Origin of the sequence: Roseomonas sp. AR75 (assembly GCF_005222815.1) — a bacterium.
Taxonomy (GTDB): Bacteria; Pseudomonadota; Alphaproteobacteria; order Acetobacterales; family Acetobacteraceae; genus Falsiroseomonas.
In genome coordinates this window covers 695852-711885 of sequence record NZ_STGB01000002.1, presented here as the reverse complement: position 1 = coordinate 711885, position 16034 = coordinate 695852, and the positions used below count along the sequence as shown (strand labels likewise).

Here is a 16034-nt window from a genome sequence, read left to right as displayed (position 1 = left end):
CGCGGCCGCTCCGCGGACATGGCGACCGCGGCAAGGCAGGAAGCTTGGCCGATGCGCCAGGCTGCCGCAAGGCGCGCCTAGCGTATCGGCCAATGCGGCCGGCGGTGGGCGTTGCGTTCGGCGGGATCGGCGCTCGGGAAGGCGAAGGCGAGATCATAGACGCCGCCGGCCAAGCCAGCCGCCAGGTGCGGCGCAAGGAAGCGCTCCGCTGCCGCGCTGAATGCACGCGCCGCGGCGTCGCGTGTCAGGGCTTCCAGCAACAGCACCGCAGTGAAGTCGTCGGGCACGCCGCTCCCTTCCGCTCCGGCGCGCAGGCCGCCGGACGGAGCGGAGGCATCCTTCCGCCGACCGAAGCGGGTCGCGACGATTCCGGGCTGCCGCACAAGCTCCTCGAGTGCGTGCAGGGCGGCCTCGTCGGGAAGCCGCAGCACGGCCAGCGCCGCTCCGAGACCGAACCCGGCGAGGCCGGTCACCTTGCAGGGCACCCGCAGGAAGTTCCGGAAGCGCGGGCGCATGCCCGCTGACCAGGGCGTGGGGTTGTGCAGAAGATCCAGGTATTCCGGCGTCTCGAAGCAGCCGAGCTCCGCAACGTCGTAGAGCGTGAACCAGCGATGCACGGGATGGTCCGGCGCGACGTAGCGGCGGCCGCTGCGGAAGCCCGGCGCGGCCACGCGCTCCGGCACATGCTCCCGCGTGTGCCAGATATCGTATTCCGCCTCGTGGCCGCGCTCGAGGTCGTTCCACAAGGCCAGGAAGGCGCCGCCGCTGCCCATTGTGGCAGCATGCGCGCCGGCCGGCCGGGACGCCAGCCGCGCATTATGTCGCCTCGACGGGTTTCTGTGCGTGGCGAACCTGCGTTAGCCTGCGCGACGGAACGGGCGGCACCGCCCCGGGGATCGCATGGGCATGAGCGCAGGCTGGCGGATCGGCTTCGACATCGGCGGCACCTTCACCGATTTCATCCTGGCGGATGCGGCGGCGGGTTCGATCCGCCTGCATAAATGCCTGACGACGCCGGCCGATCCTTCGGTCGGCGCGCTGGCGGGGCTGGAGGAGGTGACCGCGGCGGCGGGCATAGCGCTGGCGGATGTCTCGGAAATCCTGCACGGCACGACGCTGGTGACCAACGCGATCATCGAGCGACGCGGCGCGAAGCTCGGCCTGATCACCACGCAGGGCTTCCGCGACCTGCTGGAGATGGGCACGGAGCAGCGCTACGACATCTACGACCTGTTCCTGCAGTACCCGGAACCGCTGGTCGCGCGGCGCCATCGGCTGGACGTGCCGGAACGCGTGGACCGCGAGGGGCGCGTCGTCACGCCGCTGGACGAGGCCGCGGTCGAGGCCGCCGCGCGCCGGCTGGCCGCAGAGGGCGTGCAGGCCGTCGCCATCAGCTTCCTGCACAGCTACGCCAACCCCGATCACGAACGCCGCGCCGCCGCGGCGGTGCGCCGCGCTGCGCCGGGGCTTGCGGTCTCGATCTCGTCCGAGGTCGTGGCGGAGCTGTGGGAGTACCAGCGCACCGTCACCACCTGCGCCAATGCCTATGTGCAGCCGCTGATGGACGGCTATGTCACGAAGCTGGAACGTGCCCTGCGCGCGCGCGGCTTCCGCGGCGCGTTGCGGCTGATGCATTCCGCCGGCGGCCTGGTCAGCCCGGCCGCGGCGCGTGCCTTTCCCATCCGCCTGCTGGAATCCGGCCCGGCCGGCGGCGGGCTGGCTACCGCGCTGTTCGGCACGCGCGCGGGGCATCGCGACGTGATCTCCTTCGACATGGGCGGCACCACCGCGAAGGCCTGCCTGATCGAGGATGGCCGCGCCGAGATCGCCGCCATGATGGAGGCAGGGCGCGTCCACCGCTTCAAGAAGGGCTCCGGCCTGCCGATCAAGGCGCCCGTGATCGACATGATCGAGATCGGCGCCGGCGGCGGCTCCATCGCGCGCATCGACGAGGTCGGGCTGCTGCGCGTCGGCCCTCATTCCGCGGGGGCCGATCCCGGCCCCGCCTGCTACGGCCGCGGCGGCACGCAGGCCACCGTCACGGACGCCAACCTGACGCTCGGCTGGTACGATCCCGGCTTCTTCCTTGGCGGCCGGATGAGCCTGGATGCGGCGGCGGCCGAACGTGCGGTGGGCGCGCTGGGCGAGACGTTGCATCTCGGCCCGCTGGAGACCGCCTGGGGCATCGCGAAGGTGGTGACGGAAAGCATGGCGGCCGCCGCGCGGGTGCATCTGGTGGAGAAGGGCAAGGACCCCCGGCGCTATGCGATGGTGGGCTTTGGCGGCGCGGGGCCGGCCTATGCCGCGATGGTCGCGCGCGCGCTCGGCGTGCGGGAAGTCATCATCCCGCCCGCCTCCGGCGCGGCCTCGGCGCTCGGCTTCCTGGTCGCGCCGCTCTCCTTCGAGCAGGTGCGCTCCATGCCGGTGCTGCTGGAGCCGGGCTTCGACGCCACGCTGGTCAACGGCGTGCTCTCCGCGCTGGAAGCGGAAGGCCGTCAGTTGCTGGCGGAAGCCGGCGTGCCAGCCGCGGAGATGCGCCTGGAACGCTCCGCCGACATGCGCCTGGTGGGCCAGGTGCACGAGATCACCGTGCCGCTTCCGGAAGGCGCGCTGGATGATTCGCGGCTTGCGGAGATCAGCGCGGCCTTCGCGAAGGTCTACACCGCGCGCTACACGGCGGTGTTCCAGGGCGCGAAGCTGGAAGCCATCTCCTTCCGCGTGCGCGTGGTGGGCAAGGAGCCGACGCTCGCCCTGCAGCAGGCCGGCGCCGACGCCGAAGGCCGGCCGAAGCGCAAGGGCTCACGCCGCATCTACTTCGATGGCGCCTGGCACGAGGCCGGTGTGTGGGACCGCTACGCGCTGACCGATGGCGACACCATGCCCGGCCCGGCCATCGTGGAGGAGCGCGAGGCCACCACCATCGTGCCACCCGGCGATACCCTCGCCGTGGACGCGGGCGGCAACCTGCGTATCGCCGTCGCCTCCGCGCCGATCCCCGATGCCGTCGTCACGAAAGACATGCCGCTGGACCAGGCGATGGCGCGCATCGAGGCCGATCCGATCGCGCTGGAGATCATGTGGTCGCGGCTGGTGACGGTGGTGGAGGAGATGTGGCTCACGGTCTGCCGCACCGCCTTCAGCCTGATCATCAGCGAGGCGCAGGATTTCGCCTGCGAGTTGCTCGATCCGAATGGCGAGACCCTGGCGCACAGCCCGCGTGCCATGCCAGTGTTCAACCTGACGGTGCAGCGCGCGGCGCGGGCGCTGCTGCAGAAATACCCGCCCGCCACGCTGAAGCCCGGCGACGTGCTCATCACCAACGATCCCTGGCTCTGCGCCGGGCATCTGCACGACCTCGCCATCGCGACGCCGGTCTTCAAGGATGGCCGGATGGTCGCGCTGATGACCTGCGTCGGCCATGTCTCCGACATCGGCGGCACCAAGGACCATCTGCGCGCGCGCGAGGTGTTCGAGGAAGGGATGCAGATCCCGCCGATGAAGCTGGCGCGGGAAGGCGTGCCGAACGAGGATCTGTTCACGCTGATCGGCGAGAATGTCCGCAATCCCTGGCAGGTGCTGGGCGACATCCATTCGATGATGGCGGCGAACGCGCTGGGCGCGGAACGCCTGGTGGCCTTCATGGACGAATACGGCATGCACGACCTGCAGGCCCTGGCCGCGGTGGTGCAGAACCGCGCCGAAGCGGCGATGCGGGAGGCCATCCGCGCCATCCCCAACGGCGTCTACCACTCCACAATCAGCAACAACCCCTTGGGCACGGAGCTGACCTATCCGCTGAAGGTCACCGTGCATGACGATTCGATCGAGCTGGATTTCGAGGGCGTGCCCGCGCAACTGCCGCAGGGCGGGCTGAACTGCACGCTGAACTACACCGAGGCGCATGCGACCTATCCGCTGAAGTGCATGCTGTCGCCGAATGTGCGCGGCAATGCCGGCTGCTACCGGCCCTTCACGGTGAAGGCGCCGGAAGGCTCGATGCTGAACTGCACCAAGCCGGCCTCGGTGTATCTGCGCACGCGCACGGGCTGGTACATCGCGCCGAACCTGTTCCGCGCGCTGGCGCCCGCGGCGCCGAACCAGGTGCAGGCGATGACGGGGCTTCCCGTGTCCGTCAGCATGTATGGCTGGGACGCGCGGAAGCGGCTCTATTCCGACCACCTGTTCATGGGCGGCGGGCAGGGCGCCTCGGCGCAGCGCGACGGCAATTCCTCGCTGCTCTGGCCGACTTCCGCGGCGAACACCTCCATCGAGCTCATGGAACAGCGCGTGCCGGTGCTTGTGGTGGAGAAGACCTATGTCGCCGACAGCGGCGGGCCCGGCCGAAATCGCGGCGGGCTCGGCCAGGTGGTGCGCGTGCGCAAGCTGGAGGAGGATGGGCTGCCCACGCTCGCCTCGCTCTATCCCGAAGGCGTGCGGGTGCGCACGCCCGGCCTGTTCGGCGGCGGGGCGGGCGGCCTGGCCTGGGGTGGCGTGCGCGATGCCGAAGGCGCGCTGCTGAAGGATACCGGCACCGGCGAGCTCGTCACGCTGACGCGCACCGACGAGATCGCGGAGGTGCTGCTCTGCGGCGGGGCCGGCTATGGCGATGCACGCGAGCGCCCGCTGTCCCGCATCGCCGAGGACCTGGCCGATGGCTACATCACGGCGGAGGCCGCGGTGCGCGACTACGGTGTGGTTCTGAAGGCCGACGGCAGCCTGGACGAGGAGGCCAGTCGGCGCCAGCGGGAGACAACCCGCGCCGCAGCGGACTGAAACAGGGACAAGGAGACAGGATGATGCAAGGCTTCACCATCGGCCGGCGTGGCGCGATCGCGGCCGGCCTGGGCGCCGCGGCCGGCGTGGCTGCCGGCGGCAGCGCGGGCGCCTTCGAACGCGACGGCAACCGCAAGATCCTGGTCTTCGCCGGCGGCCAGCCGGTGCCGGTGATCGACCCGCATTCGCGCTACGACTGGTCCACGCGCATGATCCAGCAATCGATCTACGACGCGCTGGCGAAATACGTGAACAACCCGCCGCAGATCGTGCCCTGGCTCGCCGAGCGATGGGAGACCAGTGCGGACCAGACGGTCTGGACCTTCCACCTCGTCGCGAACGCGAAGTTCCACAACGGCGATCCGGTGGATGCGGAGGCCGTGCGCTATTCCTTCGAACGCGGGCTGCGGATGAACAAGGGCGTCGCCTGGATGCTGAAGGACGTCCTGCCGCCAGAGAACATCGTTGCGGTGGATCCGCGCACGGTACGCTTCACCCTCAGCCGACCCATGCCGAGCTTCCTGACCTTCATCCCGCTGTGGTTCATCGTGAACCCGAAGCAGGTGCAGGCGCATGTCGTCAACAACGATTGGGGCGAGGCGTGGCTGACCGGCAACCCCGCCGGCTCCGGCCCGTTCCGCGTGCGTCGGCTGGAGCCGCAATCGGTCATCCACCTGGACAGCGTGCCGGAGTACTGGAAGGGCTGGCCACAGGGTGAGCAGAACCGCCTCTCCGGCGTGATCTACCGCATCGTGCGCGAACCGGCCGCGCGCCGCGCCCTGCTGCAGCGCGGTGAGGCCGACATCATCACGGAGATCCCCGCCGACGATTTCGAGCAGCTCAAGGGCATGCGCGGCATCAGGCCGGAGGACCACAAGGGCCTGACCACCTTCGCCATCACCATGAACACCACGAAGGGCCCGACGGCCGACCTCAACGTGCGCAAGGCGATCGCGCATGCCTTCGACTACGACGCGCTGATCCAGATCCACAACGGCGCCGCCACGCTGATGACCAGCCCCTTCCCGGAAGTCATCCCGGGCTACGTCGCGGTGCCGGACATGCCGCGCCGCAACCTGGACAAGGCGCGCGAGTTCCTGGCGAAGAGCGCGCATCCCCAGGGCGGCTTCGAACTGGAATACGTGCACGTCCAGGGCCTGGAGGATCCGCGGCGCATCGGCCTGGTGCTGCTGAACTCGCTGCAGGCGCTGAACATCAAGGTCAACATCGTCGCACAGCCCTGGCCGACGATGGTGGCGCGCGGCGCGAAGGCCGAGACGGCGCCGGACATGGTCAGCGTCTATGTCACGCCGGTCGCCGCCGACCCGGATGTGATCGCGGGCAAATACCACACCCGCGCGCAGGGCAATTTCTGGGGCATGCACCACCTGACGGACCCGCAGATCAGCCAGTGGGTGGACGCCGCGCGGGTGGAGGCGGACGAGACGAAGCGCAACGCACTCTACGCCGAGATCCAGAAGCGCGTCGTGGAACTGCAGCCGGAGATCTTCGGCATGCTGGCGAACCGCCGCTGGCTGATGCGCGACTGGGTGAAGGGCTTCAGCTATTGCCCGCTGCGCCTGACCGGCGAGGTGGACCTGCATCCCATGTGGATCGACGCGCGCTGACATGGCGCTGTTCGTCCTGCGCAGGCTGATGCTGACGGGGCTGATGCTGTTCGGCCTCGTCGTCATCACCTTCGTGGTGTCGAACGTCGCACCCTCCGACCCCGCGGCGCTTGCCGCGGGGCCGGACGCCACGCGCGACATGGTGGAGACGATCCGACGGGAATACGGCCTCGACAGGCCGCTGCCAGAGCAGTTCGTGCGCTATGTCGGGGGGATCCTCACCGGCGATCTCGGGCGCTCCATCGTCACCACCCGGAGCGTCACGCAGGATCTCGCGCGCTACTTCCCGGCGACGCTGGAACTGGTGATCCTGGCGATGGGCTTCGGCGTGCTGCTGGGGGTGCCGCTCGGCATGATGTCGGCGGTGCTGAAGAACCGCGCGCCGGACCATGCGACGCGCTTCATCGCCGTCTCCCTGGTGGCGCTGCCGGCCTTCTGGTTTGGCATCCTGCTGCAACTGTTCTTCTCCGTGCAGCTGGAATGGCTGCCGACCTCCGGGCGGCTCGACATCGCCTCCCCGCCGCCGCCCTTCGTCACGGGCATGCTGCTGGTGGACAGCCTGCTGGCCGGCGAGTGGGAGACCTTCGGGGATGCGCTGCGCCACGCCGTGCTGCCGGCCCTCGTGCTCTCCTTCCCCTGCCTCGCCTCCATCCTGCGCGTGAACCGCGCGGAGATGATCGAGGTGCTGTCCTCGGACTACGTCACCGCGGCGCGCGCGCATGGCATCTCGCGCCTGCGGGTGGTGTGCGTGCTGGCGCTGCGCAACGCCATGCTGCCGACGCTGGCCATCATCGGCCTGCGCTGGGGCTGGATGCTGGGCTCCACGGTGCTGGTGGAGACGGTGTTCGACTGGCCGGGCATCGGCCTCTACGCCGTCTCCTCCGCCATCGCGGGCGACTTCAAGCCGGTGATGGGCGTGACGCTGCTGATCGGCGTGAACTTCATGATCGTGAACCTCATCGTGGACCTGCTCTACGGCGTGCTGGACCCGCGGCTGAGGGCGGGCGCATGAGCCTCGCCCTGCCGCGCGCCTCCTTCGCGCAACGCCACGCCGCCAGCCTGCGGCAGTGGCGCTTCTTCGCCTGGAGCTTCGGCCGCAGCCCGTCCTCCATGCTGGGGCTTGCGATCGTGTCGGCCTTCCTGCTGGTCGCCGCCTTCGGGCCCTGGATCGCGCCCTATCCGCTCGACGCGGAAGGCGCGATGAACCTCGCCAACCGGCTGAAGCCGCCCTCGGCCGAACACTGGTTCGGCACGGACGAGATGGGTAACGACCTGTTCTCGCGCGTGGTGCTGGCGACTCGCACCTCGCTGTGGGTCGGGCTGACCATCGTGGGGATCGCGGGGGCGGTCGGCGTGCCTCTCGGCATCGCCGCGGGCTATTTCGGCGGCACGGCGCGCGCGGTGATCATGCGCGTCACCGACGTGTTCCTCTCCGTCCCCGGCCTGGTGCTGGCGCTGGCCATCGTCGCGGCGCTCGGCCCCGGCATCCTCAACGGCATCGTCGCGCTCTCCATCGTCTGGTGGCCTGGCTATGTGCGGCTGGTGGAAGCGAAGGCGCTGGCGCTGCGCAACGAGCCCTTCGTGGAAGCGGCGCGCGCGGTGGGTGCGAGCGACCTGCGCATCCTGGCGGTTCACATCCTGCCGAACTGCACCTCGCCCATCATCGTCAAGGCGTCGATGGACATGGGGCTGGCGATCCTGGCCGCGGCCTCGCTCGGCTTCGTCGGCCTCGGCGCCAAGCCGCCGGCACCGGAATGGGGCGCGATGATTTCCGTCGCGCGCACCTACATGCCGAACTGGTGGTGGTATGCCGTGTTCCCCGGCTTCGCGATCTACCTGACCGTGCTGGGCTTCAACCTGTTCGGCGACGGGCTGCGCGACATCCTCGACCCCAAGAGCAACCGCGGTTGAACGCGCTGCTGGAGATCGGCGGCTATCGCCTTGCCTTCGACGGCTTCGAGGGCAGGGCGCATGTGCTGGACGGCATCGACCTGACCGTGGAGGAGGGCGAGACCGTCGGCATCGTCGGCGAGACCGGCTGCGGCAAGTCGGTGCTGGCGCGCTCCGTCGCGCGTCTGGTCGAGATGCCGCCGGGCCGCGTGCTGGGCGGCGGCATCCGCTTCGCCGGGCAGGATGTCTTCGCGATGGACCAGCGTGCGCTGGCGCGGCTGCGCGGCCATGGCGTCGCGATGATCTTCCAGGACCCGATGACCTACCTGAACCCGGTCTTCTCGATCGGCGCGCAGATGGTGGATGTCATCCGCGCGCATGATCGCGCCGAGGGCAAGGCGAGGCGCTCGCGCGCCGCGGCGCGCGCCGCGGCCGCCGAGCTCCTCGGCGCCGTTCGCCTGCCCGATCCGGGGCGCCTGCTGGACCGCTACCCGCATGAACTCTCCGGCGGCATGCGGCAGCGCGTTCTGATCGCCATGGCGCTGACCGGCACGCCGCGCCTGCTGGTGGCGGATGAGCCGACGACGGCGCTGGATGTGACGATCCAGGCGCAGGTGCTGCGGCTGATCGCGGAACTCGTCGCGGCGCGCGGGCTCACGCTGATGCTGATCAGCCACGACCTCGGCGTGATCGGCGCGCTCTGCCGGCGCGTGGTGGTGATGTACGCCGGAACGATCGTGGAGGATGCGACGGCGGAGACCCTGTTCGGCGCGCCGCGCCACCCCTACACGCGCGGCCTGCTCGCCGCGGTGCCGGATCTCGCGCGGCCCGGGCATCGGGCGCTGGCGATTCCCGGCCACATCCCGAACCTGCTCGATCCGCCGCCGGGCTGCCGCTTCCATCCGCGCTGCCCGCTCGCCATCGCGCGCTGCGCCGTGGAGAAGCCGCTGCTGCGCGAGGTGGATGGCCGCCGCGTCGCCTGCCACCGCGCCGAGGAGGTCGCGGCATGACGGCGCCGCTGCTGCAGGTGGTGGGGCTTTCGAAGCACTATGCGCTGAAGGGCGGGCGGTCGCTGCGCGCCGTGGATGGCGTGGATCTCTCGCTGCACGCCGGCGAATCGCTCGGGCTGGTCGGCGAGTCCGGCTGCGGGAAATCCACCGTCGCGCGGCTGGTGCTGCGCCTGATCCCGCCCAGCGCCGGCGCCATCCGCTTCGACGGCCGCGACATCGCCCCACTGAAGGAGGACGCGCTGCGCCCGCTGCGCCGCGACATGCAGATCGTCTTCCAGAACCCGCATTCCGCGCTGAACCCGCGCCGCACCGTCTTCGCTTCCGTGGCGGAGCCGCTGGTGGTGCAGGGCATCGCGGACGCGGCCTCCACCCAGGCGCGCGTGACAGATCTGCTGCGCGAGGTCGGCCTGCCCGAGAGCTTCCTGTGGCGCTTCCCGCATGAGCTCTCCGGCGGCCAGAAGCAGCGTGTCTGCATCGCGCGGGCGCTCGCGCTCGCGCCGAAGCTTCTGGTGCTGGACGAGCCGACCAGCGCGCTGGATGTCTCGGTGCAGGCGCAGATCCTGGACTTCCTGCAGGACCTGCGTGGCCGCCTCGGCCTCGCCTACCTCTTCATCAGCCACAACCTGGCGGTGGTGCGGCAGGTCTGCGATCGGGTCGCGGTGATGTATCTCGGCCGCATCGTGGAGGAGGGCCCGGTCGAGGCGATGTTCCGTGCGCCGCGCCATCCCTATACCCGCGCGCTGATCGCCTCCGTGCTGCCACCCCGCCCCTCGGGCCTACCGGAAGCGCCGCTGGCGGGCGACGTGCCGAACGCCGCGGATATCCCGGCCGGCTGCCGCTTCGCGCCGCGCTGTCCGCTGCGGATGGATCGATGCTCGCGCGACGATCCCGCCCTGGCGGGCAGCGACGCGCATCGCGTTGCATGCTGGGCGGCTTGACGGGTCCATACCGAGCCGAAGCTGCGCAAGACCAGTTACGCACCGCCGAGGATCGTGGCTGCGTACAGCACCACCGTGACGGAGAACCCGACCAGTTGCTCCAAGGCGGTGCAGCGCCCCTGCTGCCGGGCTGCGCGGCCGATCAGGCGAAGTGGCAGGCTGTCAGGACCCCGTCGCCGGTGGCGCGCAGCGGCGGATCCTCCTCCGCGCAGCGCGGCGCGGCGATCGGGCAGCGGTCTCGGAAACGGCAGCCGGAAGGTGGCGTTCGCGCATCCGGCACATTGCCCTTGATCGGCAGCGGATCGCGGGACTGGTCAACGCGCGGCAGGGGCACCGCCTGGACCAGCGCGCGCGTGTAGGGGTGGCGCGGGCGATGCACCACCACCTCGGTCGGGCCTTCCTCCACCACGCGGCCGAGATACATCACCAGCGTCCGGTCGCAGACATAGCGGACCAGCGCCAGGTCATGGCTGATGTAGAGCGCGGCGACGCCCAGCGTCTCCCGCGCTTCCCGCATCAGGTTCAGGATGCCGGCACGGACGGAGACATCCAGCATCGAGACCGGCTCGTCCGCCACCAGGAAGGCGGGCTCCAGGATCAGCGCGCGCGCGAGCACCACGCGCTGCAACTGCCCGCCGGAGAGTTCGTGCGGAAAGCTTGGCAGGTAGCGCTCGGCGTCCGGCAGCCGCACGCGACGCATCGCCAGCGCGATGCGGTCATCCCATTCCGGCCGGGGGATGCGCATGTTGCGCAGCGGCTCCACCAGGCTGTCGCGGATGGTCAGGCGCGGGTTCAGCGCGTCGAAGGGGTTCTGGAAGACGAGCTGCGCCTGCCGCCGGAAGCCGCGCATCCCTTCCTTGTCCAGCTTCGACAGATCCGTTCCGCGGAAGGTGATACTGCCTGCCGTCGGCTCCAGCAGGCGCAGCAGCAGCCGCGCCGTCGTGGTCTTGCCGCAGCCGGATTCGCCGACGATCGCCGCCGTCTCCCCGGGCGCGAGCCGCAGCGAGATGCCGTCCACGGCGCGCACCGTCGGCCGCCGCCCGGCCATCATGTCGCTGAAGCTGCGCGGTGCGGGGAAATGCATCGCGAGGTCGGTGGCCTCGATCAGCGCCGCCATGTCGCGGCCTCCCCGGCGAGTTGCCGCAGCGCCGGCGCCTCGTCGGACCGCCAGCAGGCCGCGCCGTGGCCATCCGTTTCCGTGCGCAGCACCGGCTCCTCCGCGACGCAGCGCGGCTGCGCGAAGGGGCAGCGCGGCGCGAAGCGGCAGCCCTTCGGCGGATGGAGCAGGTTGGGCGGGCTGCCCTCGATCGGGACGAGCTCGCCCGCCGCGCGCTCGAGGTCGGGGAAGGCGTTGTTCAACCCCATCGTGTAGGGGTGGCGCGGGCGCTCCAGCACGTCGCCGACACGGCCGGATTCCACCACGCGACCCGCATACATCACCACCACGCGGTCGCAGGCATAGGCGACGACGCTGATGTCATGGGTGACCAGCACCACGGAGAGGTGCAGCCGCGCCTGCAGCGCCTTCAGCACGTCCAGCACCTGGCGCTGCACGATCACGTCCAGCGCCGTCACCGGCTCATCCGCCAGCACCAGCTTCGGCTCCAGCGCGAGCGCCATCGCGATGGAGGCGCGCTGCTTCATGCCGCCCGAGAACTGGTGCGGATAATCGTCGAGACGACGCGAATCGATGCCCACCAGGGCGAACAGCTCCTCCGCCCGCGCGCGCGCCTGTGCGCGGGAACGACCGCCGCGCTCGACCAGCACCTCCTCGATCTGGCGCCCGACGCGATAGACGGGGTCGAGCGCGTTCATCGCGGTCTGCGGGATGAAGGCCATCTCCCTCCAGCGCAGCGCGCGTCGCTCGCGCTCCGGCAGGCGGATGAGGTCGCGGCCCTCGAACAGCACCGGGCCGCCCAGTATGTCGGCGTTGCGCGGCACCACGCCCATCACCGCCCGCGCCACCGTGGTCTTGCCGCAGCCGGATTCGCCGACCAGGCCCACCACCTCGCCGCGCGGCACGGCGAAGCTCGCGCCATCCACCGCATGCACCGGCCCCTGCGGCGTGCGATAGCGCACGGTAAGATCGCGGATGGAAAGCAGTTCCTCCATCACGACCTCAGCTTCGGGAACAGGATCTCCTCATAGCCGCGGCTGATGAAGAAGCCGGCGAGCACGACGAGCACGATGCAGAGGCCCGGCGGCACGAACCAGTTGTAGGCGCCACGCCCCAGCGCCTGGTTTGCATAGGCATCCTGCAGCATGCCGCCCCAGGAGATCACCGTGGGATCGCCGAAGCCGAGGAAGCTCGCCGAAGCTTCCGTCAGGATCGCCCAGCCCACCGCGATCGAGCCGTAGAGGAACGACAGGGGCAGGATGGAGGGCGCGACATGCACGAACAGGATGCGCCAGGTGGAACAGCCGGTGACGCGCGCGGCTTCCACGAAGGCGCGTTCCCGCACCGTCAGCACCTGGCTGCGGATCACGCGCGCCGTGTTGGGCCACAGCAGCACGGCAACGCCGAAGACGATGATGGCCGTGCCAGGCCGCGTCAGCGCCGCCAGCACGATGACGAAGGGCAGGAAGGGCAGGCCGAGCACCACGTCGGCCAGGCGCATCACCACCGTGTCCACCCAGCCGCGGAAGAAGCCGGAAACGAGGCCGAGCAGCGTGCCGATGGCGGCCACGCAGAACGCCGCCGTCAGCCCGATCACCACGGCGCTGCGCGTGCCGTAGACGAGCTGGGAGAAGATGTCGCGCCCGCCATGCGTGGTGCCGAGCAGATGGCCCCACGACATCGGCAGGTTGCGCGCGATCCGGTAGCGGCCGCTGTAGAGGATCTCGGACGGGTCATGCGTCGCGATCCGGTCGGCGAAGATCGCGACCAGGATCAGCGCCAGGTAGATCAGCGTGCCGACCAACGCGAACCAGTCGCGCGACGCGATGCGCAGCACGCGCCCCACCGGGCGCAGCGCCGCGCGCCAGGCGGGCTGCCGCGGCGGCGCGGCGATCACGCTGTCAGCCCTTGCGTCCATGCGACACCCGCGGATCGAGCCAGCCATACAGAAGGTCGGCGACCAGGTTCATTGTCACCAGCACCGCGGCGATGATCAGGAAGGCGCCCTGCGCCAGCGGATAGTCGCTGCCCTGCACGGCGGTGACGAGCATCCGGCCGAGGCCGGGCCAGGAGAACACCGTCTCGATCACCACATTGCCGCCGACGGAGCCGCCGACGCCCAGCGCGAAGGCGGTCGCCACCGGCAGCAGCGCGTTGCGCGCCGCGTGGCGGATCACGATGGTCCATTCGGACAGGCCCTTCATCCGGGCCATGGTGACGAACTCGTCCTGCATCACTTCCAGCATGGTGCTGCGCATCAGCAGCAGCGGCAGGCCCTGCAGGTAGACCGCCAGCGCCAGAGCCGGCAGGAACAGGTGATACAGGAAATCGAGGCTGACCAGGCGTTCGAGCTGACTGCCGTATTCCGCGCCCGCGCTCGCGGCACCGCCGGAGGGGAACCAGCCATAGCCGAAGGCAAAGATCGCCAGCAGGATCATGCCGAGCCAGAATTCCGGTGCCGCGCGCGTCGCCAATACCAGCGGGATGGCGAAGCCCTCCGCCACGCTGCCGCGCTTCCACGCGAGGAAGGCGCCGGCGATGACGCCGAAGATATAGGCGACGACGAGGGCGGAGAGCGTCAGCGCCAGCGTCAGCGGCAGCGCCTCCATCACCAGCTCCACCACCGGGCGTCCCTGCAGGAAGCTGTTGCCGAGCTCGCCGCGAAGCAGGTTCTTCAGGTAGATCAGGTATTGCACATGGAGCGGCTGGTCGAGCCCGAAGGCGACCAGCATGCCCTGCCGCTGCTCCTCCGTCATGGAGGTGTCGATGTAGTTCAGCGTGGGGTCGCCCGGCATCAGGCGGAACATCAAGAAGCACAGCGTCGCCACGACCCACAGGACGAAGACGGCCTGGATCAGGCGTTGCCCGACATACCCCACGCGCGCAATCCGCTCCGGCTCAGTTCGGCGTCGTCTGCTCGCGCACGCCGGCGGGATAGTGCAGCCGGCCATTCACCACGCGATAGCCGGCCTGCTGCAGCATCTCCTTTGCCTTGTCGATGCCGCTGGGCAGCATGTCCACGATACCCTCGCGGTGCCAGAAGGGCAGGGCGGGCGAGACATGGCTATTGGCCGGCTCCGCGAAGCCGTTCCAGGCGGCTTCCGCCATCAGTTCCCGGTTCACCGCGGCCGACAACGCGCGGCGGAAGGCGGGATCGTTGAAGGGCGGCCGGCGATGGTTCCAGCCCAGGAACTGGAATCCGACATCGACCGCCTCCGTCATGACGATGTTGCGGTTGCGCGAAACCAGCTGCTTCACGAGGTCGGGGTCGCCGGTGTAATCGGCCAGGAAGTTCAGCTCGCCGCGGTTCATCATGCCGAGCGTGGCTTCGACGTTCTGCACGATGCGCAGGATCCAGCGCTCGATCTTCGGCGCGGCCCAGTGGTCCGCGTTGCGCTCCAGCACGATCTCCTCGGACAGGCGTGCGCGCGAGACCTTGAAGGGGCCGGAGCCGACAGGGCGCTCCACGACGAAGCGCTCGATGTTCTCCGGCCGGTTCTGGTAGTCGCGCAGCACCGGCTCCCACTCCGCCTTGCGGATGATGTTCAGCTTGGCCAGGGAGGAGGTGAAGAAACCCGCATCCGCCTGCTTCAGCGTGATGCGGAAGCTACGCTCGCCGGTCTTGTCGATCTTGGCGATGTTCAGCACGAAGGGGCGGTACATCGGCACCTCGTTGCCGATCGCCGGGGCCTCGAAACTGAACATGCAGTCGTCCACCGTGACCGGGCTGCCGTCGTGGAACTTCATGCCCTGGCGGATGGTGATATCGATGGTGGTGGGATCCACCTGCGTCACCGTCTCGGCCGCCCAGGGGCGCGGCAGGCCGTCCGGCCCGATGCGCATGATCCGGTCCCACACCAGCTCTGTCACCCAGGAATCCGTGGCGCCGCTGATCCACAGCGGATGGATCGCCTGCACCGGCTCCGATGCGTTCAGCACCATGTCGCGGCGGTTGCCGAGCGGCTCCACGCCGACATAGGTCCAGAAGTTGCGCAGGCCCAGTCCCGCCTGATTCACCAGCGTGCCTTCGCGCAGCTGGGCGCGGTTGAAGGCGTGCACCTGCTTCGGATGGACCAGGAACAGGTAGGGCTGCGCGCCATTCACCCGTTCCTGCGCGGCGCGAATGATCTCGCGGCGACGGTCGGGATTCGTCTCCACGCGCTGCGCCTCGGCCAAGCGGTCATAGTCCGAATCGACCCAGCCGACGAAGTTGAAGCCGGTCGGCGCGGTGGAAGAATGGAACAGGTTGTAGACCAGCTCATCCGGATCGCTGCGCTCGGGACGGCCGACCATCTGCCACATGGTCATGTCCCATTCCTGGCGGCGGTTCCACACCACCTCCGACTGCTGCTGACGTGGCAGGGGACGGATCTCCACCTCCAGCCCCAGCTTGCGCCATTCCTGCGCGATGATCTCGGCGGCCTGGTAGGCCTGCGGGTTGTTCGACTGCGGCCGGCTGAGGATCACCAGCTTGCGGATCGCATCCCCCGCCTGCTGTCCCCAGGCGGTGCCTGGTCCGACGCCGCCGGCCAGTGCCAGCGACGCAACGCCAGCCTTCAACACGTCACGACGATGCATCGTCCTGCTCCTCGCTCCCGATCGCATGGCCAGTGCTGCGCCGCGCCGGCCTCGGCCGATCGCTCTCCCTGCGGGGCAGTTTGGCGCAGCTTTCGACAAA

At 69.8% G+C, this 16034-nt stretch carries 12 protein-coding genes; 6 read left to right on the top strand and 6 right to left on the bottom strand.

What is annotated here, in order from left to right; genetic code table 11:
- Positions 1-77: 77 nt before the first annotated feature.
- Entirely contained in the window at positions 78-773 is a 696-nt protein-coding gene (locus tag E4T13_RS11305) for a hypothetical protein (protein WP_137178359.1), read from the bottom strand.
- 133 nt (positions 774-906) lie between these two features.
- On the opposite strand from E4T13_RS11305, the gene E4T13_RS11300 reads away from it, so the two are divergent.
- The 6 genes from E4T13_RS11300 to E4T13_RS11275 are packed head-to-tail and all read left to right on the top strand — an operon-like array spanning position 907 to position 10239.
- Positions 907-4773: a hydantoinase B/oxoprolinase family protein gene (locus E4T13_RS11300; RefSeq protein ID WP_240791078.1), complete on the top strand. Its 3867-nt coding sequence runs from the start codon at positions 907-909 to the stop codon at positions 4771-4773.
- Positions 4774-4796: 23 nt separating this feature from the next.
- Positions 4797-6401, top strand: a complete 1605-nt coding sequence (locus tag E4T13_RS11295; RefSeq protein WP_137178357.1) for an ABC transporter substrate-binding protein — start codon at positions 4797-4799, stop codon at positions 6399-6401.
- A 1-nt stretch (position 6402) separates the two neighbouring features.
- Positions 6403-7413 carry an ABC transporter permease gene (locus E4T13_RS11290; RefSeq protein ID WP_137178356.1) on the top strand — a complete coding sequence of 337 codons (1011 nt, stop codon included), beginning with the start codon at positions 6403-6405 and terminating at the stop codon, positions 7411-7413.
- The gene (locus E4T13_RS11285) at positions 7410-8312 is read left to right on the top strand and encodes an ABC transporter permease (protein WP_137178355.1); all 903 of its coding nucleotides are present in this window, start codon (positions 7410-7412) and stop codon (positions 8310-8312) included. The genes E4T13_RS11290 and E4T13_RS11285 overlap by 4 nt, the downstream gene beginning before the upstream one ends.
- Positions 8309-9301 carry an ABC transporter ATP-binding protein gene (locus E4T13_RS11280; protein WP_137178354.1) on the top strand — a complete coding sequence of 331 codons (993 nt, stop codon included), beginning with the start codon at positions 8309-8311 and terminating at the stop codon, positions 9299-9301. Before E4T13_RS11285 ends, E4T13_RS11280 begins: the two co-directional genes overlap by 4 nt.
- Complete coding sequence (locus E4T13_RS11275) at positions 9298-10239, top strand: ABC transporter ATP-binding protein (protein WP_137178353.1); 942 nt, start codon at positions 9298-9300, stop codon at positions 10237-10239. The genes E4T13_RS11280 and E4T13_RS11275 overlap by 4 nt, the downstream gene beginning before the upstream one ends.
- 142 nt (positions 10240-10381) lie before the next feature.
- On the opposite strand, the gene E4T13_RS11270 is transcribed toward E4T13_RS11275, so the two are convergent.
- From E4T13_RS11270 to E4T13_RS11250, 5 genes are read right to left on the bottom strand one after another with little or no spacing between them, the layout of a single operon-like run.
- On the bottom strand, positions 10382-11356 hold the full coding sequence (locus E4T13_RS11270; protein WP_137178352.1) for an ABC transporter ATP-binding protein: 975 nt from the start codon (positions 11354-11356) through the stop codon (positions 10382-10384).
- Complete coding sequence (locus E4T13_RS11265) at positions 11344-12351, bottom strand: ABC transporter ATP-binding protein (RefSeq protein WP_137178351.1); 1008 nt, start codon at positions 12349-12351, stop codon at positions 11344-11346. The genes E4T13_RS11270 and E4T13_RS11265 overlap by 13 nt, the downstream gene beginning before the upstream one ends.
- A complete protein-coding gene (locus E4T13_RS11260; protein WP_137178350.1) occupies positions 12351-13274 on the bottom strand; it encodes an ABC transporter permease in 924 nt (307 codons plus the stop codon). The genes E4T13_RS11265 and E4T13_RS11260 overlap by 1 nt, the downstream gene beginning before the upstream one ends.
- Positions 13258-14235 carry an ABC transporter permease gene (locus tag E4T13_RS11255; protein ID WP_137178349.1) on the bottom strand — a complete coding sequence of 326 codons (978 nt, stop codon included), beginning with the start codon at positions 14233-14235 and terminating at the stop codon, positions 13258-13260. Before E4T13_RS11255 ends, E4T13_RS11260 begins: the two co-directional genes overlap by 17 nt.
- A 19-nt stretch (positions 14236-14254) precedes the next feature.
- Positions 14255-15934, bottom strand: coding sequence for an ABC transporter substrate-binding protein (locus E4T13_RS11250; RefSeq protein ID WP_206030144.1), 1680 nt, complete (start codon positions 15932-15934; stop codon positions 14255-14257).
- Positions 15935-16034 lie beyond the last annotated feature (100 nt).